This window comes from Mesorhizobium sp. M0991 (assembly GCF_040318915.1).
Taxonomy (GTDB): Bacteria; Pseudomonadota; Alphaproteobacteria; order Rhizobiales; family Rhizobiaceae; genus Mesorhizobium.
The window spans coordinates 89,601-107,712 of record NZ_JAMYNE010000003.1 but is presented as its reverse complement, the minus strand read 5'-3'; the positions used below and the strand labels follow the sequence as shown (position 1 = coordinate 107,712).

The window sequence follows — 18,112 nt, the reverse complement described above, 5'->3', positions numbered from 1 at the left end:
CGGCCGGATGGAGATATCGTTCCGACGCTCAATCCGCCGGGCGCAGCCAGACCTTGTTGTCGTGGAAGGCGGCGCCGCCATAGGGCGCCGGCGCATCGGCGCCGGTCAGCACGTTGATGCCCTCGCCGCGCTCATGGGCGCTGTTCGGCCAGATGCCTTCGGCGACGACCACGCCGCGCCTGATGCCGTCAAACAATCTTACGTGCAGCACCACCTCGCCACGCTGGTTGCCGACTTCGACACGGCCGCCGTCAGCAACGCCGAGTGCCGCCGCATCATCGGGATGCAAGAGCAGCTCCGGCCGGCGCTCTTTTGCCTGCGACACCGGCGTTTCGGCAAAGGTCGAATTGAGGAAATTGCGCGCCGGCGAGGTAGTCAGCCGGAACGGGTGCGCCTCGTCCGCCACCTCGATCAGGTCGACATGATCGGGGAATTCCGGCAGGCGCGCCACCGGCCCGAACAGGCCCATGGTTTTCGGTGGCCGATTGGGCGACGCCTGGCCCGTCCAGTCGGCGCGAAAATGGAATTTCTTGTCGGCATGGCCGAAGCCGTCCAGGAAGTGCGCGGCCGCGAAATTCGGCTGCAAATCGACCCATTTCTGCTCTTTCAGGCTCGAAAAGCTGCCCAGCCCGCGTTTGCCGAGAATGACATCGATATGCTGCTGCTCGGTCATGCCGAAGCCCGGGCGATCGGCGACACCGAGCCTTTTGCCGAGCTCCTCGATGACGAAATGATTGGTGCGCGGTCCTTCCGGCGGGTCGATCAGCTTCGGCCCGAGCGTGATGTGCTGGTTGCCGCCGCCCTTGTAGACGTCGTCATGCTCGAGAAACATCGTCGCCGGCAGCACCACATCGGCGAGTTTGGCGGTGTCGGTCATGAACTGCTCGTGCACGCAGGAAAACAGATCGCCGCGCAGAAAACCTTGCTTCACCAGCCGCTGCTCCGGCGCGACATTGACCGGATTGGTGTTCTGGATCAGCAGCGCCGTCACCGGCGGGCCGCCATAGAGCGCATCCTCAGCCCCGGTCAGCACCGGGCCGATGCGCGAATGATCGAGATGACGGATCGCGGGGTCGCGCATCCGCGTGCCTTCGAGCAGTTCCTGGTTGAGCTTGAAGATGCCCGAATTGGTATGGAAGGCGCCGCCGCCCTCATATTGCCAGCAGCCGGTGACCGCCGCGATCGAGGCCGCGGCATGCATGTTGACCGAACCGTTGCGCTGCCGGGAAAAACCGTAGCCGAGGCGGAAATAAGTCTTCTTCGTCGTGCCGACGAGACGGGCGAAGGCCTCGATTTCGTCGACGGAAAGCCCGGTGATGTCAGCGGCCCATTGTGGCGTCCGCGTCTTAAGATGCGCTTCTAGACCGTGCGGATCGTCGGTGTATTTTTCCAGATAGGCGCGGTCGGCCATGCCGTCACGGAACAGCACGTGCATCACCGCGCAGGCCAGCGCGCCGTCGGTGCCGGGCTTCAGCACCAAGCCGAGATCGGCCTGCTTCATTGTCGCATTTTCGTAGACGTCGATGACGACGATCTTGGCGCCGCGTTCCTTGCGCGCCTTGATTGCGTGTGTCATGACGTTGACCTGCGTGACCACGGCATTGGTACCCCAGATCACCACGCAGTCGGACTTCGCCATTTCGCGCGGATCGGGGCCGCGCAGCGCGCCGGCGCCCATCATCCAGCCGGTCCAGGCCAGATTGGTGCAGATCGAACCGAAGAAGCCGGAGTATTTTTTGGCGTGCCTGAGCCGCTCGATGCCGTCGCGCTGCACCAGCCCCATCGTGCCGGCATAGTAATAGGGCCAGACCGTCTCCGAGCCGTATTTCGCCTCCGCCGCAATGAACTTTTCGGCGACGAGGTCGAGTGCGGCCTCCCAGCTCGCTTCCTTCCATACGCCCTCGCCCTTGGCGCCGGCGCGGACCAGCGGCTTCAGCAAACGGTCGGGATGATGGATGCGGTCGGCATAGCGGGCGACCTTGGCGCAGACAACGCCGGCCGTATAGCTGTTGGCCTTGGCGCCATGGACCCGGCCGATGCGCCTGGCGTCGAGCAATTCGACCTCGAGCGCGCAGGTCGACGGGCAATCATGCGGACAGGCCGAATGGCCGATTTTGAGCTTGGCGTGCTGATTCATGGGAGCAAACTAGCCGGTTGTGATAGCGGCGTGTAGGGCCAGTTACCCGCCATCAATGCTCTTAAGCAAGGCGTTGTAGGCGCCGCATTTCGGGCAATGTATGTGGCGCTCGACATGCGATGATCCGGCTGCGTCGATGACCAGCAGATTGCCGTCTCCACACTCAGGGCATTTTACGACAGCTTCGGAATTGACAACCAAAACCTTGGCAGCTTCGATCCAGAGTTTTGTCGACATCGTCCTACTCCGCCGTGCCTTCCTCGTACTCCGCCGACATCGACAGCCATTTTTCCTCGTGGCCGGCCAGCTGTTGCGCAAGTTGTGAGCGCTCCTTGGCCAGCCTTGTCGCGGTTGAGGGGTCCTTTTCGTAGACGGCCGGGTTGGCGAGTTCATCCTCGATCAGGTCGATGCGCTTACGGAGGCGGTCCATCAGCGCTTCGGTGGCGCGGATTTCCTTGGCCAGCGGCTCGAAGGCAGCGCGGCGCGCGGCTGCATCGCGGCGGCGGTCGGCTTTCGAGGCTTTGTCCGCCTCGCGCTTGCCGCGGCGGTCGCCGGAGACGCCGGTGACCAGCGTCTTGTAATCTTCGAGGTCGCCGTCATACGGATTGACCGCGCCGTCCTTGACCAGCCACAGCCGGTCGGCGGTCGCTTCGAGCAGATGGCGGTCGTGCGAGATCAGCATGACGGCACCAGGAAAATCGTTCAGCGCATGGATCAGCGATTCACGGCTGTCGATGTCGAGATGGTTGGTCGGCTCGTCGAGGATGAACAGGTTCGGCCCCTCGAAGGCCGACAGGCCCATCAGGAGCCGGGCCTTCTCGCCGCCGGACAGATCCTTGGCGGCCGTGTTCATCTTTTCGGTGGTCAGGCCGAACTGGGCGACGCGGCCGCGCACCTTGGATTCCGGCGCGTCCGGCATCAGCCGGCGGACGTGCTCATAAGCGTTTTCGTCGGGCCTGAGGTCGTCGAGCTGGTGCTGGGCGAAGATTGCCGCCTTCAGCCCGGGCGCCACCGTCATGCTGCCGGTCTCCGGTTTCAGCCGGCCGGCCAAAAGCTTGGCGAAGGTCGACTTGCCGTTGCCATTGGCGCCGAGCAGCGCGATGCGATCGTCGGCATCGATGCGCAGCGTCATCTTTTTCAGGATCGGCTCGCCCTCGGTATAGCCGACATTGACGTTGTTCAGCGCAATGATCGGCGAGGCAACCGTCTTCACCGGCTCCGGAAAGGAGAACGGCCGAACCGTGTCGTTCACGATCGCGGCGATCGGCTTCATCTTCTCCAGCGCCTTGATGCGCGACTGCGCCTGCCTCGCCTTCGACGCCTTGGCGCGGAAGCGCTCGACGAAGGATTCCATGTGCTTGCGCGCGGCCTCCTGCTTGACGCGGCCCTTCTCCTGCAATTCGCGCTGCTCGGTATATTGGCGCTCGAACTGGTCGTAGCCGCCGCGCCAGAAGGTCAGCTTCTTCTGGTCGAGATGGACGATCGAGTTGACGGCGCGGTTGAGCAGGTCGCGATCGTGCGAAATCAAGAGCACGGTATGCGGGTATTTCGATACGTAGTTTTCCAGCCACAGCGTGCCTTCGAGGTCGAGATAATTGGTCGGCTCGTCGAGCAGCAGCAGATCGGGCTCGGCAAACAACACGGCGGCCAGCGCGACGCGCATGCGCCAGCCGCCGGAGAAGGACGAGGCCGGGCGCCGCTGCGCGGCATCGTCGAAGCCGAGGCCGGCGAGAATGGTCGCCGCGCGTGACTCGGCCGAGTGCGCATCGATATCGGCCAGCCGCATGTGGATGTCGGCGATGCGGTGCGGATCGGCCGCCGTCTTTTCCTCTTCGAGCAGTGCACTCCGCTCAAGATCGGCCTTGAGCACGATCTCGATCAGCGGCTCCTCGGTGCCCGGCGCTTCCTGCGCGACCTGGCCGATGCGCGTGTTTTTGGGCAGGCTGATCGAGCCGGTCTCGGAGGCGAGATCGCCGGTGATTGCCTTGAACAAGGTCGTCTTGCCGGTGCCGTTGCGACCGACAAGGCCAGCCTTGCTGCCGGCCGGCAAGGTCAGCGAGGCATGGTCGAGAAGCAGGCGTCCGGCCATGCGGAGCGAAAGGTCGTTGATGATCAGCATGGCCGCGCTTTTGCACGGGACAACCATGCTTCGCAAGGGCTGGAGCCCCGGTTCGCCGCATAAGGCGCGAAAACCGGCAAGCAGGTAAGTCAATCCGCCTGGCGGCGACTCCCGCAAGACGCAAAAAGAACCCGCTATCCTGAGGGGGGACAAGGAGAGCGGGTTCTTTCGTGAACGGCGGCCTTGGGAGCGTCCGATCGACACCCAAACACGCAGCAGGCGGGTTTGTTCCATGTGTTGATGAACAAACGCTGGCGTGGCCGGCAGGTTTGTCCACAGGGGCGTGCCGTCTGTACGCTATCGACCATGACGCTGCGGAAAGACTCGGCTATCCTTGGATGTGCGGCGGGCCTGATCTCCGCCTGGCCGGCGCCATCAGCTTCCTCCCAAGCGGCGCCGGCCACCTCTTTGACCGGTGCCGATGCTATTTCAGGTGGTCATTGTTTCGGCGGCGTGCCGGGCTGATCGCCGCCGGTCGTCGACTTCGGCACCGGATTCTTGTCGACCTGCGGGTTCTGCTCGACCGTGTCGCCAGGGGCCTTGGTCGGCTGGATGTTGTTGTCGCAACCCGCAACCGTCAGAGCTGCCATAAGCAGCAGGATTGAGCGCTTTTTCATCGCAGTCTCCTCTCGCCCGACAACGAGGCGTCGGCGATTTGGTTGCGCGGCCGGTGTCGTTCCTGCATTCGCCAAGGGGCCTGGGAACAAAATGCCGCGTCTCCGGTTGCTCCACAATCAATGGAGGAAGGCATGATCCGTCTGCTCATCGCCGGGGCAATCGTCTATGTCGCCTATCGCGTCGCCAAGAAAGTGATCGACGAGGTACCCGACGATTTTGATCCGCTGCTGCTGCCGCCGCCACAGGACGATCGCGAGGCGCTGCGGCGGCAATCGGCAAGGATGGGCGTCGAGCCCGAGCGTTAGTCGACAGGTCCGCCCGCAAGGCTCCGTCGCTCACGAGCCCTATTGGTCTCCGCAAACCGTTGCGAACAAAGCAGAAACGATGCTTGATGAGCGATGAACCTCGCCGCCAGTGATTCGTCTTTCCAGCCGGCCTATCTGGCGAAGCTCAATGCCGAGCAGCGGCTTGCCGTCGAACATGGCGACGGCAAGATCGCCGGACCGTTGCTGGTCATTGCCGGCGCCGGCTCCGGCAAGACCAACACGCTGGCGCACCGGGTCGCCCATCTGATCGTCAGGGGTGCCGACCCCCGCCGCATCCTTTTGATGACATTTTCGCGCCGTGCCGCAGCGGAAATGGCCAAGCGGGTCGAGCGCATCGCCGGCGAGGTGCTGGGCCGCGATGCTTCTGTCATCACCGATGCGCTGAGTTGGGCCGGCACATTCCACGGCATCGGCGCCAGGCTGCTGCGCGATTATGCGCTGGAGATCGGTCTCGATCCGGCCTTCACCATCCACGACCGCGAGGATTCCGCCGACCTGATGAACCTCGCCCGCCACGAGCTTGGGTTTTCGAAGACCGAAGCCCGCTTCCCGACCAAGGGCACCTGCCTTGCGATCTATTCGCGTGCCGTCAATGCACAGGCGCCGCTCGGCGAGGTGCTGGGTTCGGTGTTCCCGTGGTGCGCCGGCTGGGCCGAGCAGCTGAAACAATTGTTCGCCCGATATGTCGAGGCCAAGCAGGCGCAGAACGTGCTCGATTACGACGACCTGCTGCTCTACTGGGCGCAGATGGCCGGCGAGCCGGAAATCGCCGCGCATCTGGGTGCACGTTTCGACCATGTGCTGGTGGATGAATACCAGGACACCAACCGGCTGCAGGCATCGATCCTGACGGCGCTGAAGCCCGACGGATCGGGGCTGACGGTGGTCGGCGACGACGCGCAGTCGATCTATTCGTTCCGCGCCGCGGAAGTGCGCAATATCCTGGATTTTCCCAAGCAGTTCGCGCAGCCGGCCGAGGTCGTCATGCTGGAGCGCAACTACCGCTCGACCGAGACGATCCTGGCGGCGGCCAACGCGGTGATCGGCGAAGCGTCGGAACGTTTCACCAAAAATCTCTGGTCCGAGCGCAAATCGGCGGAAAAGCCGAAGCTGGTGAGCGTGCGCGACGAGACCGAGCAGGCGAGCTATGTCTGCCAGGCGATACTCACCGAACGCGAGGCCGGCACCGTTCTCAAAGCGCAGGCCGTGCTGTTTCGCGCCTCGCACCATAGCGGCCCGCTGGAGATCGAGCTGACGCGCCGCAACATCCCCTTCGTCAAGTTCGGCGGGCTGAAATTTCTCGATGCGGCTCACGTCAAGGACGTGCTGGCCGTGCTGCGCTTTGCCGAGAACCCGCGCGACCGCGTCGCCGGCTTTCGCGTGCTGCAACTTCTGCCCGGCATCGGCCCTTCGGCGGCGAATGCGATCGTCGAGACCATGGCCACGTCGCTCGACGAGACGATGGGGCTTGCCCGCTACCGGCCGCCGCAGCGGGCCGCCGACGACTGGCCGGGCTTTGTCGCGCTCTATTGCGGCCTGCGCGCCGGCGCGCAAAAATGGCCGGCCGACATCGAGCAGGTCAGGCTCTGGTACGAGCCGTATCTGGAACGCATCCACGAGGATGCAACGACGCGCCGGGCCGATCTCCTGCAGCTCGAACAGATCGCTTCCGGCTATGCCTCGCGCGAGCGCTTCCTCACCGAGCTGACGCTCGATCCGCCGGACGCGACCAGCGACGAGGCCGGCCCGCCGCACCGCGACGAGGATTATCTGATCCTGTCGACCATCCATTCGGCCAAGGGCCAGGAGTGGAAGAGCGTCTTCGTGCTCAACACCGTCGACGGCTGCATCCCGATCGATCTCGGCGTCGGCAGCAAGGAGGACATCGACGAGGAGCGGCGGCTGCTCTACGTGGCGATGACGCGGGCCAAGGACAGCTTGCACCTGGTCATGCCGCATCGCTTTTTCGTCCACGGCCAGGCGGCGCGCGGCGACCGCCATGTCTATGCCTCGCGCACGCGCTTCATCCCGCGCTCGATCCTCGGCGCGTTCGAGCAGGTGGCTTGGGCCAGCGTCCAGGCCAGAGACGATCCGCGCCGCCAGCCGCAGGTGCGTGTCGATCTCGGCGCCCGCATGCGCGGCATGTGGAAATAGGCACCCGCCTCGCCGCTGGCGCTGCTCGCCCGGCGACCGCTCCCAGAGCCGGCGAAAAACAATCCCGGCAACATGGAACCTCGCGCCGTGATCCGCGTTTCTGCCCGACCCCCAGACCGGAGAACGGCGTCCGCCGTGACCTCCGCCCATTCGAGAGGCCAGAATGCACGACAGGACGTTTTCCACCCCGGTCGCCCTAACCGTTGGCGCCGGCTACAAGCGTACGATCGCTTCGTTCTCCGAGATGCACGAATTCCTGACCGAGTTCCCGCCTTCGCGCCGGCGGCTGAGCTATGGCGCCGCGGTAAAGGCCTGCGAGGCGGCACGTGCCGGCGAGATCTCGGCCGAAGCGGCACGCGACGCCCTGATCACCTTCGCCGTGACGGCAGGCATCCTCTGGCCGGCCGCGCAGCCGGCAGTCTCGGTCAAGCCGGTCGCCCGGGGCCTCGGCGGCTACGCCGCCTGACAGAAACGACCGTCAATGGACCGTCATCGGGCCGCCGCCCGGCGGGTCGCCCGCTGCCGCGGTCTCGAAACTGACCTGATCGCGGCCGTTCGATTTGGCCTTGTAAAGGTGCTTGTCCGCCACCACGAACATCTCGGCGTAGGTGGTCGGCCCGCTGAAGGCGACGCCGCCGATGCTGACCGAGAGAGGACAGGGCCGGCCGCCAGGCGAGAACTCCGCCTCACGGACGCGTCGGCGAATTGTCTCCGCCACCAGCCAGGACTGCGAAGGATCTGCGCCGGGAAGGAAAACCGCAAATTCCTCGCCGCCGATCCGGCCGACGATATCGGCGCCGCGCAGCTGGCCCTGGATCGTCCTGGCGATCAGCTTGAGCGCCTGGTCTCCGCAGTCGTGGCCGAGGCGGTCGTTGACGGATTTGAAATGGTCGGCATCGACGATCAACAAGGCGCCGGCATTGACGACGGAATGGCTGCGGGCCTGTTCGAGATAGGCTTCGACGAGCATCGAAAACGCACCCCGGTTGAACACCGCCGTCAGGCTGTCGGTCGCCGCGACGATGGCCAGTGCCTTCTGCGCGATGGCCAGCTGGCGCATTTTCCACATCAGGAAAAAGAAGAACGAGCCGGCCAGCACAAGCGGCAGCAGCAGGTCGGTGAGCTGCGCCCGCCACAGCGCTTCCGGCGACAAATACGGGAAATTGAAGGAATCGACGAAGAACGCGGCTGCAATGCAGACCACGGTGCCAGCGACGGTAACCGCCACGACCCTGCCCCAGCTCGTCGGGGACAAATCGATCCGCATTTTTTTGCTCCTGCTTCAGCCGGCCACCTTGAAGCAACAGCGCAAACGAAGTCCTAAGACTTTGCTTTCAATTCGATCGCAGTCGAAGCGAACCGGCCGTCGAGATGGCGGCCAGATAAGCGGGTCGGTCCTAAATCAGCTGCCTTCTGACACTCATCCGGGTCACCGCAGTCACAAGAATGGCGCCGATCATGAAATAGATGGTCGCGACGATGTCCCCCTGGTGGAAATAATAACCGGAGTTGAGGAGCGCCAGGACCACGGCGAAGAACGCCACAAGGCGCAAGGGTTCATTGGGCATGCGTGCCAATTCTCGCTGTTGCTGCTGAATGCTGCTGAAGCGGCCGCCCTCACGACCGTGCGCTCCATAAAATGTTTTGGCGCGTTTTGCAATCTCGGCAGATCGTCCTCTATCCACCGTCCGCTTCACCAGCCGCCCCAGGGTTAATGCATGTCGCGCAAAAGTGTGCAGCGGTTTTGCGATTACGACATGCATCAAACAAGAACCTAAAGCGCGTCGCATGGAGGCCGGTCGAACGCGACGCGCTTTAGGCGAATGCTCTGCCCTCCTCGCTGCGCTGGAACATCGTCAGGTCCAGTCCGAGGCTTGGCTTGCCCAGAACGGTCAGGATCGCATGCGCCTGGCCGCGGTGGTGGGTCTGGTGGTTGAAGAAGTGATCGAGCGCCGGCGCCAGCCGCTGCGAGACGGTGCGCATATCCGAGACGGTCATGTAGGAGAAGCGGCCCGACAGCGCCTTGTCGCTCAGGCCGTCGACCCAGTCGATGATCCGTTTGTCCTCGGCCTCGCGCGCCAGCCGCAAGCCGGGCAAGGCGCGGTGCAGGATCGTGTCGAGCCTTGCCGGCGCGTCGCCCTCGCCGGTGAAGCGTTTCATCCAGATACGGTCGGCTGCCAGGAGGTGGTTGAGCGTTCCCATCATCGAACCGAAGAAGACGCCGACATTGCGGTCGAACTCTTCCTCGTCGAGATCGGCGGCGGCGTCGTAGATGCGGCCGTTGGCCCATTGATTGTAGGCCGCAAACATCCTGAAATGCTGTTTCATTCTTCTCTCGACCTGCGAGACCCTGTTTCGCGCGGGTCTGTTTCGGGCATAGTTAGACTGCAAGGACGCTGCCGCCAATGACCATTCTGCTCTATGACCTTGTCGGACGCGACGCCGCCCGCCCATTCAGCCCACATTGCTGGAAGGCGGCGATGGCGCTGGCCCACAAAGGGCTCGACATCACCAGCGTGCCGACCCGTTTCCTCGAAGTGCCGAAGGTGGAAGGCGGCGTCTCGAAGCTCGTTCCGGTGATCCGCGACGGCGAGACGGTGGTCGCCGATTCCTTCGCCATCGCGCTCTATCTCGAGGAGGCCTATCCCGAGCGGCCGACATTGTTTTCCGGCGACGGTGGTAAGGCGATGGCGCGCTTCATCGAACGCTGGTCGCAGCTGACCATCCATCCCTACGTCACCACCGCTGCGATACTGGACCTACACGCCATGCAGGACGAGGCGAACGCCGCCTATTTCCGGCAGACCCGCGAGCAGCGCTTCGGCAATCGCCTGGAGGCGGTATACGCCACCCGCGACGCTGGGCTCGCCAGCTTCCGCGCCTCGCTGGAGCCGCTCCGCTCGATGCTTGGCTATCAGCCCTTCATCAGCGGCCAGTCGCCGCTATTTGCCGACTACATCGTTTTCGGCGCGCTGCAATGGGCGCGCATCGCCACGCCCTACCGGCTGCTCGACGACAGCGACGTCGTGGCGCAATGGTTCGAACGATGCCTCGATCTGCATGGCGGCGTCGGCCGCACGGTCGCGCCGGCAGCGATCGCCCCGCTTGAGGGGTGAAATCGGCAGTTTCATCGGCAACGCCACATTTTGTTCTTGCTTTGTGCGGCAGCTATGCTACTAATTTGGGTATGGTGCTGATTCGTACCGACGACCCGCCCGGCTTGCCGAGGCGGGTTTTGTTTGCCGATCAAGGTCCAACGGCGTAGATCGCGGCAATGTCGTCCAGCCTTGGCTAGAGCGCGTCGCGTCCGACCGGCCTCATGTGACGCGCTTTAGGTTCTTGTTTTGATGCATGTCGTTACCGCAAAACCGCTGCACACTTTTGCGCGACATGCGTTAGAATTGCCGCCCGGCGAAATGCGACAATGCGGGTAGCAGACGTGTCGCTCGAAGCGCCTCATCAGCACCCGGATCGCAGCAAACAAGACGAACATCCGGCGAACCGGACAATCACAACAAAGGCAGCGCGCCATGACCGCAAACCCAGAGTTCCCGGCCGACTTTCGCGCCGGGCTCGCCAATCTCTTCCTGTGGCGACGCGACGTCAGGCGGTTCAAGCCGACGCCGCTCCCCGAAGGGGCGCTGGAGCGGCTGCTCGAGCTTGCCAGCGCCGCGCCGTCCGTCGGGCTGAGCCAACCTTGGCGCTTCGTCGTCGTCGAGAGCGTAGTATGCCGCGCTGCCGTCAGGACATGCTTCGAGCGCTGCAACGCGGAGGCACTCCAAACCTTTTGCGGCGAACGCGCCGCGCTTTATGCGCGCCTGAAGCTTGCGGGCCTGAATGAGGCACCCTGCCAGCTTGCGGTTTTCGCCGACCGTACAACCTCGCAAGGGCATGGGCTCGGCCGCCTGACCATGCCAGCCACCATAGACTATTCGGCTGTCATGGCGGTCCACACGATGTGGCTGGCTGCGCGCGCCGAAGGAATAGGCATGGGCTGGGTCTCGATCCTCGATCCGGCCGAGATGGCGACGATCCTGGACGTGCCGCCGGAGTGGACACTGATCGGTTACTTCTGCATCGGCTACCCGAGCGAGAACCACAGCGTGCCGGAGCTGGAACGGGAAGGCTGGGAAATCCGGCGGCCGTCTATCGTGACAAGGCGGTAGTGGTATGGCGGCGCTGCCATCCTCTTTGCGGGGAAGAATGACTCCTCCGCTGCAGGGCTGTGGATATCATGGATGGTTTCGCCGATCGTCAGCATTGCCAACAAGACACCATGGCAAAGCCGGTCGTGACGACCTTGACCTGAGGAAGGGCATAGAATGTTTCGCTACGACATGCAGGCCGAGATCTGGGTCTATCCGGGCAAGGGCGGCTGGCATTTCGTGACGTTGCCGCCGGAGCTTGGGACCCGGATCAAAACGGCGATGATGGGGATGGCACGGCCCTGGGGTTCGCTTGGCGTGGAAGCCGTCATCGGCCAGACCAGATGGCGGACATCGCTGTTTCCCGACAAGAAATCCGGCAGCCTGCTCCTGCCGATCAAGACGGCGGTGCGGGTCCGCGAAGGCCTTCGGGCTGGCGACACCGCCAACCTGACGATCGAGATGCAGTTATGACGACATTGGCCCTGACGGTGACGCGCTGTGCGGCGGCTAGTGCAGAAATGCGCGCCGCGCCAGCGTCCCCTTGGCAAGCCGGCGGGCGGCTTGTATAGAGCCCGCCACCCTCAATTCCACTCTCCATCACAAGGACGATCCCATGGCGCTCGAACGCACCTTTTCCATGATCAAGCCGGACGCGACCCGCCGCAATCTCACCGGCGCCATTACCAAGATACTGGAAGATGCCGGCCTGCGCGTCGTCGCTTCGCGCCGGGTGTGGATGAGCCGCCGCGAGGCGGAAGGTTTTTATGCCGTCCACAAGGAGCGTCCGTTCTTCGGCGAGCTGGTCGAGTCCATGTCGTCGGGCCCGACCATCGTGCAGGTACTGGAAGGCGAGAACGCCATTGCCAAGAACCGCGAAGTGATGGGCGCCACCAATCCGGCAAGCGCCGCCGAAGGCACCATCCGCAAGCTGCACGCGCTGTCGATCGGCGAGAATTCCGTGCACGGTTCTGATGCGCCGGAAACCGCCGCGCAGGAGATCAAATACTGGTTCTCGGACACCGAGATCGTCGGCTAAGCCGGCATCCCGAACCCCATCAAAGAGGCCGGCGCAACGCCGGCCTTTTTTGTTAGCGGACATTTTCAGCTTCAGGCTCCTCGACGGATCATGGGTGCGTTAAGCTCGAGGGCACCGATCAAACGCGGTCCCGACAATGGAGCCGACCAGGCCATGACCAGCACCATTCCCGGCTTCTTCCAGGGCACCGAAATGCCGACCGGCGGCTGGTGGGAAGCGCTGTGGCCCGAGCCTGCCAGTGTCGTGGCGGCAGTAGGCATGAAGCCCGGCACGGACGTGGTCGATCTTTGCTGCGGCGACGGCTGGTTCACGCTGCCAATCGCCAGGGTCGCCCGTCATGTAGTCGCCATCGACATCGATGCCGATCTCCTCGAAGTCGCCCGGCGGCGACTGGCCGAAGGTGGCGCGAGCAATTGCGAGTTTGTGGCGGGCGATGCCTATGAGCTTGCCAGGCTGGTGCCTCAAACCGTCGACTTCGTCTTTATGGCCAACGCTTTCCACGGTGTTCCGGATCGGCCGCGCCTTGCCCGCGCCGTGCGCGCGACGCTTGGCCCTGCTGGTCGTTTTGCCATCGTCAACTGGCACCAGCAGCCGCGCGAGCAAACCACGGTCCTCGGCGAGCCGCGCGGGCCAAAGACCGAGCTGAGGCTGTCACCCGAACAGACCACCGCGGCGGTGGAAGCGAGCGGGTTCAAGCTCGCCGAGCTGGTTGATGTGCCGCCCTATCACTATGGCGCGGTATTCAAACTCGCAACAAATTGAGAATGCCTGGTGTATGCGGTCGTCGCCCGATAGATCTCGCCCGCCGCCCCCTAGCGGCGGGTTCTGCCAGTCTATTTCGCCTGGCGTTCCTTCACGTTCGCATGTTCATTCGCCGCGTCCGTGTCGGTGGCCGGGGTCTTGGTCTCCTCACCTGTGAACGGGCTGCCCTGCCCGGGCGCGAGATCGCCGCTATGACCAGCCTTGTTGGTCTCGAAAGGCTGGCTGTCAGGACTGAGACCATGCTGAAGGGCATCGAACAGATGGTCGTCCGCCTTGGCAAGACCGGTAAAGGCAAGAAGCGATGCACCGGTGGCGGCAACGATAAGCGTATGCGTTTTCATCTCTGGACTCCTTTGAGTGGCCAGAACGAGCCGCAGCCATTCTGGCGGCTTCAACGAAGGGACAAACGTCCCTTTTGCCTTACCCGCCATCTTATGAACGACTAACGCGCCCCCTGCCCGGCCTATTCCCGCTGAAACACAACGTGATCGGCATGCGGCCGATCAGGCGACCGAATAGCCGCCGTCTGCGAGCAGGCCGTGGTCGGAGACAAACGAGGCGTCATCCAACGCCTCGGGAGTGAGCGGAGCGTCGAAGCTGCCGATCTCCTTCTCAGCGAATGAGCGGCGTGTCCCAAAGGTCGCCGAGCAGCATCTTCAGCTCATGAAAGCGTTTTGAGCCAAGTTCCTCAGCCCATTCCCGCTCGATATCCAGCAATATGTCGGCCATCTTCTGATAGGCGGCGCGCCCGCGGTCGGTGAAATTGACGATCGTCCCGCCGCTTTCGTCAGGTGCTGCGGAGCGCCTGATGTAGCCCATCGTTTCCAGCGTCTTCAGCAGCTGGTTCATGGCCTGTTTGCTCATGGCGGCGCGCTCGGCAAGCGCGCTTGGCCTCAGGCCGTCAGGGCCGGGATATTGGATCACGGCCATATGCGGCGGGCTGAGATCCTCGAAACCCGATGCCCTGAGTTCTCTGATCAGCTTGCGGTGGATGGCCATGGCAGGCACGCGCAGCAGCGCGCCGATCAGCGGCGGCTTCCTTGGCGGATCTTCAATGGGCGATGGCATTGACACCTTGGTAAATTGAGTTTACTCGTCATCGGTAAATTCGATTTACCACATGGGAGGATGGAATGCTAGAAAAAGCCAGCCAGGTCCGCGTCAATCCTGCTGACGAGACGATCAGCCATGGCGGTCTTGCCGTGCGTTTCCTGCTCACCGGCGATCAATCGGCCGGCAGCATCGCGGCCTTCGAACTGACTGTCCCCGGCTCGCAGCGCCTGCTCGCGCCGGCACACAGCCACGACCACTACGAAGAGACGATGTACGGGATCGATGGCGTGCTGACGCTGACCGTCGACGGATACCGGCACGATTTGGGGCCTGGACAGGCACTGTGCATTCCGCGCGGAGCAATCCATCGCTTCGACAATAACGGCACAGAGACGGCCAAGGTGCTCTGCATGGTGACGCCGGCGGCGATCGGGCCGGAATATTTCCGCGAGGCCTTCGCCATCTTCGGCGCCGGCGGCCCGCCCGACCGCGCCAGGATCATGGATTTGATGCACCGCTTTGGCCTGACGCCTGCGCCACCACAGGTGTGATCGTTTCGGAACGGTCCAAGGCCTGTTGAGATTCAGGGCAGGCCGAGCCGGTGAAGCCCTTACCTGAATAGCGACAGGCTCAGCTCGCAGCATTGAACCGCAGGATGACGCGATCATCCTTGTCGGCGATGATGAGCTTGCCGGCGTCGATATGGTACGACGCTGCCTTGGCCAGCGCCTCGAACAGCGCCTTTTCCTCGGCCATGGTCTCGGACGCGCAGGCCTTGAAGGTGGAACCGATGTCACTGATGGTAATCGTCGAACCATCGACTTTGGCGGTGGCGAAGTAGACGTTGCAAGGGCCGCTGCCGCCGGCCTTGCCGGCTTCGCTGATCCGGAACGTCGCCCGCGGCTCGGCAATCACGCCGATGCCGTCGATATATTCGATCAGCCAGCTTTGACCGAACACGGAGGCTGCCGCCGGCTCGTCGCTCGGCGCCGCCATTTTCAGCATGATGGTCAGCGGTGCATCGCTCAGCGGGTCGACCTGATGACGCTCGTCGGAGATGAACAGCAGCCTGTCGTCGGCGGTGATGCGTGCCTGCAGCACGTAGGTCATGTTCGGCCTGATCGCCTGCGGATCGAAGCTGATCTCGAACTTGATCGGCACCTGGCCGGTGGGCACGATCTTGCGTTCGCCGATAATTGCGGCCGGCGCGTCGGCCAGCGATACGTCGGCAAGCTGCACGGAAAGCACGGCGTTGGGCGGCAGCGTGATGCGCTCGCGATACATCACCTCGCCCTTGAGGGTCTTTTCGGCGGCCACGGAGTGATCCGGAACGGCCAGTATGCCGACGGCCAGCGGCACCAGCCCGAAGATGAAGAACTCGGCGATCCTGTCCAGCATGATCCTGCTCCCCTTCCGGCCAAAGGTCTCGCAGGATTGCGGTCAATGAATGGCTGGCGGGGTATGGGCACGGCTGTCCCAGGGATTTATTTGGACGGCGGGCGCTTCCAGTGGCCCGCCGCCTTGTCGTCGGCCTTCTTGGCCGCTCCGCAAACCCTGTTCAGGCCACCCTCGGCCAAGCCTCAGGCGATCACGAATTCGTGTTCCAAACAGACGTAACACGGCGGGCGTCCGGACCGAACTGACCAATGCGCACTGAGGAGAGTGCGCTTGAAACCCAACCGGAGGTGAAATCATGTCAACGAGATCAACCGTGAGCGCGGCCTTACTGGCCAGCGCCGTTGCCACGGCTCTTGCTTCTTTTGCGACGGCCGCGCCGCTGACCGAGGCACAGGTCAAGGCAGCAATGGACGCCGGCAAGGAGAAGTGCTTTGGCGTCGCCTTGAAGGGACAGAACGACTGCAAGGCAGGCCCGGGAACCACCTGCCAAGGTACCTCGACCGTCGACTATCAAGGCAACGCCTGGAAGTTCGTCGACGGCGGCACCTGCACGACGATGGACCTACCCGGCGGCCGCAAGGGCTCACCCACCGAGCTGACCCGCGACGTCCCATCGTAAGCGATGCACCCTGCCCGGAAAGTGGCGATGACAATGAACGGACCGACCCGTCCAGCATCCCGCATGTCGAAGACCTCGCGCTTTCCGGCGCACCCGGTCGCCGGCCTTGCCGGCACCAGTTTCAAGCATGAGCGTTTATCCGCAATCCTCGGCGACGGTCCCCAAAGCGGCTTCTTCGAGGTTCATGCGGAAAACTACATGGGCGCCGGCGGCCCGCCGCACGACGCGCTCGCCCGCATCCGCCGCAATTATCCCGTCTCGCTGCATGGCGTCTGCATGTCGATCGGCGGCCCGCAGCCGCTCGACAAGGCGCATCTTGGTCGTTTCAAGGCGCTGGTCGATCGCTACGAGCCGGCGCTCGTTTCAGAGCATCTCGCCTGGTCGACGCACGACACCACCTATTACAACGACCTGCTTCCCCTGCCCTACACGCCGGCAACGGTTTCGCGCGTGGCTGATCACATCGACGAAGTGCAGGGCACGATAGGCCGCCCGATCCTGCTCGAGAATCCTTCGACCTATGTGCTTTTTCCGGAATCGACGATGAGCGAGACGGATTTCATCCGCGAGCTGGTTCGGCGTAGCGGCTGCGGCCTGCTGCTTGACGTCAACAACGTCTTCGTCTCGGCCACCAATCACGGCTATTCGACACGTTCTTATCTCGCGGACTTCCCGCTCGAACATGTCGGCGAAATCCATCTGGCCGGGCACGCCAAGCAGGAGGACGACGAAGGCGACCTGCTGCTCATCGACAGCCATGACGGCCCGGTTGCCGACGCGGTCTGGAAGCTCTTCGATACCGTCATCGGCCGATGCGGGCCACTGCCGACGCTGATCGAATGGGACAGCGACATTCCCGAGTGGCTGGTGCTCAAGGCGGAGGCCGCCGCCGCCCAAGCCATCCTCGACCGTCATGCCGACAGCTATTTCGGAAAAGCCCATGCCGCAGGATGAGCTCCAGTCGGGCGATCTCGGCCACCGGTTTGACTATGCCGCGGCATTCACCGCCGGTTTGCTCGATCCTGACCGTGCCCCGCCTGACTCTGTCTCGGGGCCGAACGGGAAGGCTGTGGTCAAGCGATATGCCGTCTACCGCAACAACGTCACGGTCAGCCTGATCGATGCGCTGGCCGCCAGCTTTCCAGCGACGCTGCGCATCACCGGCCCGGATTTCTTTCGCGCGATGGCGCGCTTTCACATCCGCGAAACGCCACCCACCTCGCCGCTTCTATTCGAATATGGCCGCGACTTTCCCGATTTCATCGAGCGCTACGAATACGCGCAGTCAATGCCGTGGCTGGCCGACGTGGCGCGCATCGAGCGGGCCTGGCTCGACGCCTATCATGCCGCCGACGCGGAGGCGCTGTCGGCTGAGGCACTGGCGTCGATCCCTTGCGAGAGGCTTGCCGATACCGTGCTGCGGCCGCATCCGGCGACGCGGGTCGCGCGCTCCCGGTTCCCGGCAGTCACGGTCTTCGCGGCAAACCGGAACGAGGCTCCTGTTGGGCCGATCCGGGCAACGGGCGCTGAAGATGCGCTGGTCACGCGGTCCGGCCTCGAGGTCTTCGTTCGCCACCTGCGGCCCGGCGGCGCAGTGTTTATCTCGCATCTGATCGCGGGCGAGGCGCTCGGCGCGGCGGCCGCGGCGGCATTTGCGGAGAGTGCCGAATTCGAGCTTTCCGCCAACATTGCCGGCGTGCTGGAAGCGGGAGCCTTCACGACGGCACATCAGGAAAGGTGAG

Annotated in this window: 22 protein-coding genes; 12 read left to right on the top strand and 10 right to left on the bottom strand. The window is 63.7% G+C overall.

The window, feature by feature from the left end; translation table 11 throughout:
• Positions 1–28 precede the first annotated feature (28 nt).
• The 4 genes from NKH70_RS06245 to NKH70_RS06230 form a co-directional block, all read right to left on the bottom strand.
• Complete coding sequence (locus NKH70_RS06245; RefSeq protein WP_352911392.1) at positions 29–2,137, bottom strand: molybdopterin-containing oxidoreductase family protein; 2,109 nt, start codon at positions 2,135–2,137, stop codon at positions 29–31.
• Positions 2,138–2,179: 42 nt separating this feature from the next.
• Positions 2,180–2,374 carry a hypothetical protein gene (locus tag NKH70_RS06240; protein WP_352911394.1) on the bottom strand — a complete coding sequence of 65 codons (195 nt, stop codon included), beginning with the start codon at positions 2,372–2,374 and terminating at the stop codon, positions 2,180–2,182.
• A gap of 4 nt (positions 2,375–2,378) precedes the next feature.
• Positions 2,379–4,256 (bottom strand): ABC-F family ATP-binding cassette domain-containing protein, encoded by a 1,878-nt coding sequence (locus NKH70_RS06235; protein ID WP_352911397.1) that lies wholly within the window; start codon positions 4,254–4,256, stop codon positions 2,379–2,381.
• A 437-nt stretch (positions 4,257–4,693) separates the two neighbouring features.
• Positions 4,694–4,873: a hypothetical protein gene (locus NKH70_RS06230; RefSeq protein WP_254820275.1), complete on the bottom strand. Its 180-nt coding sequence runs from the start codon at positions 4,871–4,873 to the stop codon at positions 4,694–4,696.
• Between the two features lie 132 nt (positions 4,874–5,005).
• On the opposite strand from NKH70_RS06230, the gene NKH70_RS06225 reads away from it, so the two are divergent.
• The 3 genes from NKH70_RS06225 to NKH70_RS06215 all read left to right on the top strand — a co-directional run bounded on the left by NKH70_RS06225 (position 5,006) and on the right by NKH70_RS06215 (position 7,820).
• Positions 5,006–5,179 carry a hypothetical protein gene (locus NKH70_RS06225; protein ID WP_023677660.1) on the top strand — a complete coding sequence of 58 codons (174 nt, stop codon included), beginning with the start codon at positions 5,006–5,008 and terminating at the stop codon, positions 5,177–5,179.
• A gap of 93 nt (positions 5,180–5,272) precedes the next feature.
• On the top strand, positions 5,273–7,354 hold the full coding sequence (locus NKH70_RS06220) for an ATP-dependent helicase (RefSeq protein ID WP_352911400.1): 2,082 nt from the start codon (positions 5,273–5,275) through the stop codon (positions 7,352–7,354).
• 163 nt (positions 7,355–7,517) lie between these two features.
• The gene (locus tag NKH70_RS06215) at positions 7,518–7,820 is read left to right on the top strand and encodes a DUF982 domain-containing protein (RefSeq protein ID WP_352452964.1); all 303 of its coding nucleotides are present in this window, start codon (positions 7,518–7,520) and stop codon (positions 7,818–7,820) included.
• A gap of 12 nt (positions 7,821–7,832) precedes the next feature.
• Here NKH70_RS06215 and NKH70_RS06210 read toward each other — a convergent pair whose 3' ends face one another.
• From NKH70_RS06210 to NKH70_RS06200, 3 genes are all read right to left on the bottom strand, one after another.
• Complete coding sequence (locus tag NKH70_RS06210) at positions 7,833–8,621, bottom strand: GGDEF domain-containing protein (RefSeq protein WP_352717597.1); 789 nt, start codon at positions 8,619–8,621, stop codon at positions 7,833–7,835.
• 130 nt (positions 8,622–8,751) lie between these two features.
• Positions 8,752–9,117 carry a hypothetical protein gene (locus tag NKH70_RS06205; protein WP_352911406.1) on the bottom strand — a complete coding sequence of 122 codons (366 nt, stop codon included), beginning with the start codon at positions 9,115–9,117 and terminating at the stop codon, positions 8,752–8,754.
• Positions 9,118–9,169: 52 nt separating this feature from the next.
• Positions 9,170–9,682 (bottom strand): DinB family protein, encoded by a 513-nt coding sequence (locus tag NKH70_RS06200; protein ID WP_352717594.1) that lies wholly within the window; start codon positions 9,680–9,682, stop codon positions 9,170–9,172.
• A 77-nt stretch (positions 9,683–9,759) separates the two neighbouring features.
• Between NKH70_RS06200 and NKH70_RS06195 the strand changes: the two genes are divergently transcribed.
• From NKH70_RS06195 to NKH70_RS06175, 5 genes are all read left to right on the top strand, one after another.
• The gene (locus NKH70_RS06195) at positions 9,760–10,470 is read left to right on the top strand and encodes a glutathione S-transferase family protein (RefSeq protein ID WP_352717592.1); all 711 of its coding nucleotides are present in this window, start codon (positions 9,760–9,762) and stop codon (positions 10,468–10,470) included.
• 414 nt (positions 10,471–10,884) lie between these two features.
• Positions 10,885–11,520, top strand: a complete 636-nt coding sequence (gene bluB, locus NKH70_RS06190) for a 5,6-dimethylbenzimidazole synthase (protein WP_352911410.1) — start codon at positions 10,885–10,887, stop codon at positions 11,518–11,520.
• 156 nt (positions 11,521–11,676) lie between these two features.
• The gene (locus tag NKH70_RS06185) at positions 11,677–11,973 is read left to right on the top strand and encodes a DUF1905 domain-containing protein (RefSeq protein WP_352911412.1); all 297 of its coding nucleotides are present in this window, start codon (positions 11,677–11,679) and stop codon (positions 11,971–11,973) included.
• Positions 11,974–12,115: 142 nt separating this feature from the next.
• Entirely contained in the window at positions 12,116–12,538 is a 423-nt protein-coding gene (gene ndk, locus NKH70_RS06180; protein ID WP_023719783.1) for a nucleoside-diphosphate kinase, read from the top strand.
• A 153-nt stretch (positions 12,539–12,691) separates the two neighbouring features.
• Positions 12,692–13,300, top strand: coding sequence for a class I SAM-dependent methyltransferase (locus NKH70_RS06175; RefSeq protein ID WP_352911415.1), 609 nt, complete (start codon positions 12,692–12,694; stop codon positions 13,298–13,300).
• Positions 13,301–13,371: 71 nt separating this feature from the next.
• Here the strand turns inward: NKH70_RS06175 and NKH70_RS06170 are convergent, their stop codons facing one another.
• Together NKH70_RS06170 and NKH70_RS06165 are read right to left on the bottom strand one after the other, a co-directional pair.
• Positions 13,372–13,641 carry a hypothetical protein gene (locus NKH70_RS06170; RefSeq protein ID WP_352911417.1) on the bottom strand — a complete coding sequence of 90 codons (270 nt, stop codon included), beginning with the start codon at positions 13,639–13,641 and terminating at the stop codon, positions 13,372–13,374.
• Positions 13,642–13,912: 271 nt separating this feature from the next.
• Positions 13,913–14,368, bottom strand: coding sequence for a MarR family winged helix-turn-helix transcriptional regulator (locus NKH70_RS06165; RefSeq protein WP_352911420.1), 456 nt, complete (start codon positions 14,366–14,368; stop codon positions 13,913–13,915).
• Positions 14,369–14,433: 65 nt separating this feature from the next.
• On the opposite strand from NKH70_RS06165, the gene NKH70_RS06160 reads away from it, so the two are divergent.
• The gene (locus tag NKH70_RS06160) at positions 14,434–14,904 is read left to right on the top strand and encodes a cupin domain-containing protein (protein WP_352911423.1); all 471 of its coding nucleotides are present in this window, start codon (positions 14,434–14,436) and stop codon (positions 14,902–14,904) included.
• Positions 14,905–14,983: 79 nt separating this feature from the next.
• Here NKH70_RS06160 and NKH70_RS06155 read toward each other — a convergent pair whose 3' ends face one another.
• The gene (locus tag NKH70_RS06155) at positions 14,984–15,751 is read right to left on the bottom strand and encodes a YbaY family lipoprotein (RefSeq protein WP_352911426.1); all 768 of its coding nucleotides are present in this window, start codon (positions 15,749–15,751) and stop codon (positions 14,984–14,986) included.
• 295 nt (positions 15,752–16,046) lie between these two features.
• On the opposite strand from NKH70_RS06155, the gene NKH70_RS06150 reads away from it, so the two are divergent.
• The 3 genes from NKH70_RS06150 to NKH70_RS06140 are packed head-to-tail and all read left to right on the top strand — an operon-like array spanning position 16,047 to position 18,111.
• Entirely contained in the window at positions 16,047–16,370 is a 324-nt protein-coding gene (locus NKH70_RS06150; protein WP_352479258.1) for a BufA1 family periplasmic bufferin-type metallophore, read from the top strand.
• A gap of 33 nt (positions 16,371–16,403) precedes the next feature.
• Positions 16,404–17,324 (top strand): MNIO family bufferin maturase, encoded by a 921-nt coding sequence (gene bufB / locus NKH70_RS06145; RefSeq protein ID WP_502908321.1) that lies wholly within the window; start codon positions 16,404–16,406, stop codon positions 17,322–17,324.
• The gene (locus NKH70_RS06140) at positions 17,311–18,111 is read left to right on the top strand and encodes an HvfC/BufC family peptide modification chaperone (protein ID WP_352911430.1); all 801 of its coding nucleotides are present in this window, start codon (positions 17,311–17,313) and stop codon (positions 18,109–18,111) included. The genes bufB and NKH70_RS06140 overlap by 14 nt, the downstream gene beginning before the upstream one ends.
• The last annotated feature ends 1 nt before the right edge of the window (position 18,112 follow it).

Coding starts and splice junctions, on each gene's coding strand:
- NKH70_RS06245 (WP_352911392.1), bottom strand. CDS start 2,137: ATGAATCAGCACGCCAAGCTCAAAATCGGCCATTCGGCCTGTCCGCAT.
- NKH70_RS06240 (WP_352911394.1), bottom strand. CDS start 2,374: ATGTCGACAAAACTCTGGATCGAAGCTGCCAAGGTTTTGGTTGTCAAT.
- NKH70_RS06235 (WP_352911397.1), bottom strand. CDS start 4,256: ATGCTGATCATCAACGACCTTTCGCTCCGCATGGCCGGACGCCTGCTT.
- NKH70_RS06230 (WP_254820275.1), bottom strand. CDS start 4,873: ATGAAAAAGCGCTCAATCCTGCTGCTTATGGCAGCTCTGACGGTTGCG.
- NKH70_RS06225 (WP_023677660.1), top strand. CDS start 5,006: ATGATCCGTCTGCTCATCGCCGGGGCAATCGTCTATGTCGCCTATCGC.
- NKH70_RS06220 (WP_352911400.1), top strand. CDS start 5,273: ATGAACCTCGCCGCCAGTGATTCGTCTTTCCAGCCGGCCTATCTGGCG.
- NKH70_RS06215 (WP_352452964.1), top strand. CDS start 7,518: ATGCACGACAGGACGTTTTCCACCCCGGTCGCCCTAACCGTTGGCGCC.
- NKH70_RS06210 (WP_352717597.1), bottom strand. CDS start 8,621: ATGCGGATCGATTTGTCCCCGACGAGCTGGGGCAGGGTCGTGGCGGTT.
- NKH70_RS06205 (WP_352911406.1), bottom strand. CDS start 9,117: ATGCATGTCGTAATCGCAAAACCGCTGCACACTTTTGCGCGACATGCA.
- NKH70_RS06200 (WP_352717594.1), bottom strand. CDS start 9,682: ATGAAACAGCATTTCAGGATGTTTGCGGCCTACAATCAATGGGCCAAC.
- NKH70_RS06195 (WP_352717592.1), top strand. CDS start 9,760: ATGACCATTCTGCTCTATGACCTTGTCGGACGCGACGCCGCCCGCCCA.
- bluB (WP_352911410.1), top strand. CDS start 10,885: ATGACCGCAAACCCAGAGTTCCCGGCCGACTTTCGCGCCGGGCTCGCC.
- NKH70_RS06185 (WP_352911412.1), top strand. CDS start 11,677: ATGTTTCGCTACGACATGCAGGCCGAGATCTGGGTCTATCCGGGCAAG.
- ndk (WP_023719783.1), top strand. CDS start 12,116: ATGGCGCTCGAACGCACCTTTTCCATGATCAAGCCGGACGCGACCCGC.
- NKH70_RS06175 (WP_352911415.1), top strand. CDS start 12,692: ATGACCAGCACCATTCCCGGCTTCTTCCAGGGCACCGAAATGCCGACC.
- NKH70_RS06170 (WP_352911417.1), bottom strand. CDS start 13,641: ATGAAAACGCATACGCTTATCGTTGCCGCCACCGGTGCATCGCTTCTT.
- NKH70_RS06165 (WP_352911420.1), bottom strand. CDS start 14,368: ATGCCATCGCCCATTGAAGATCCGCCAAGGAAGCCGCCGCTGATCGGC.
- NKH70_RS06160 (WP_352911423.1), top strand. CDS start 14,434: ATGCTAGAAAAAGCCAGCCAGGTCCGCGTCAATCCTGCTGACGAGACG.
- NKH70_RS06155 (WP_352911426.1), bottom strand. CDS start 15,751: ATGCTGGACAGGATCGCCGAGTTCTTCATCTTCGGGCTGGTGCCGCTG.
- NKH70_RS06150 (WP_352479258.1), top strand. CDS start 16,047: ATGTCAACGAGATCAACCGTGAGCGCGGCCTTACTGGCCAGCGCCGTT.
- bufB (WP_502908321.1), top strand. CDS start 16,404: ATGAACGGACCGACCCGTCCAGCATCCCGCATGTCGAAGACCTCGCGC.
- NKH70_RS06140 (WP_352911430.1), top strand. CDS start 17,311: ATGCCGCAGGATGAGCTCCAGTCGGGCGATCTCGGCCACCGGTTTGAC.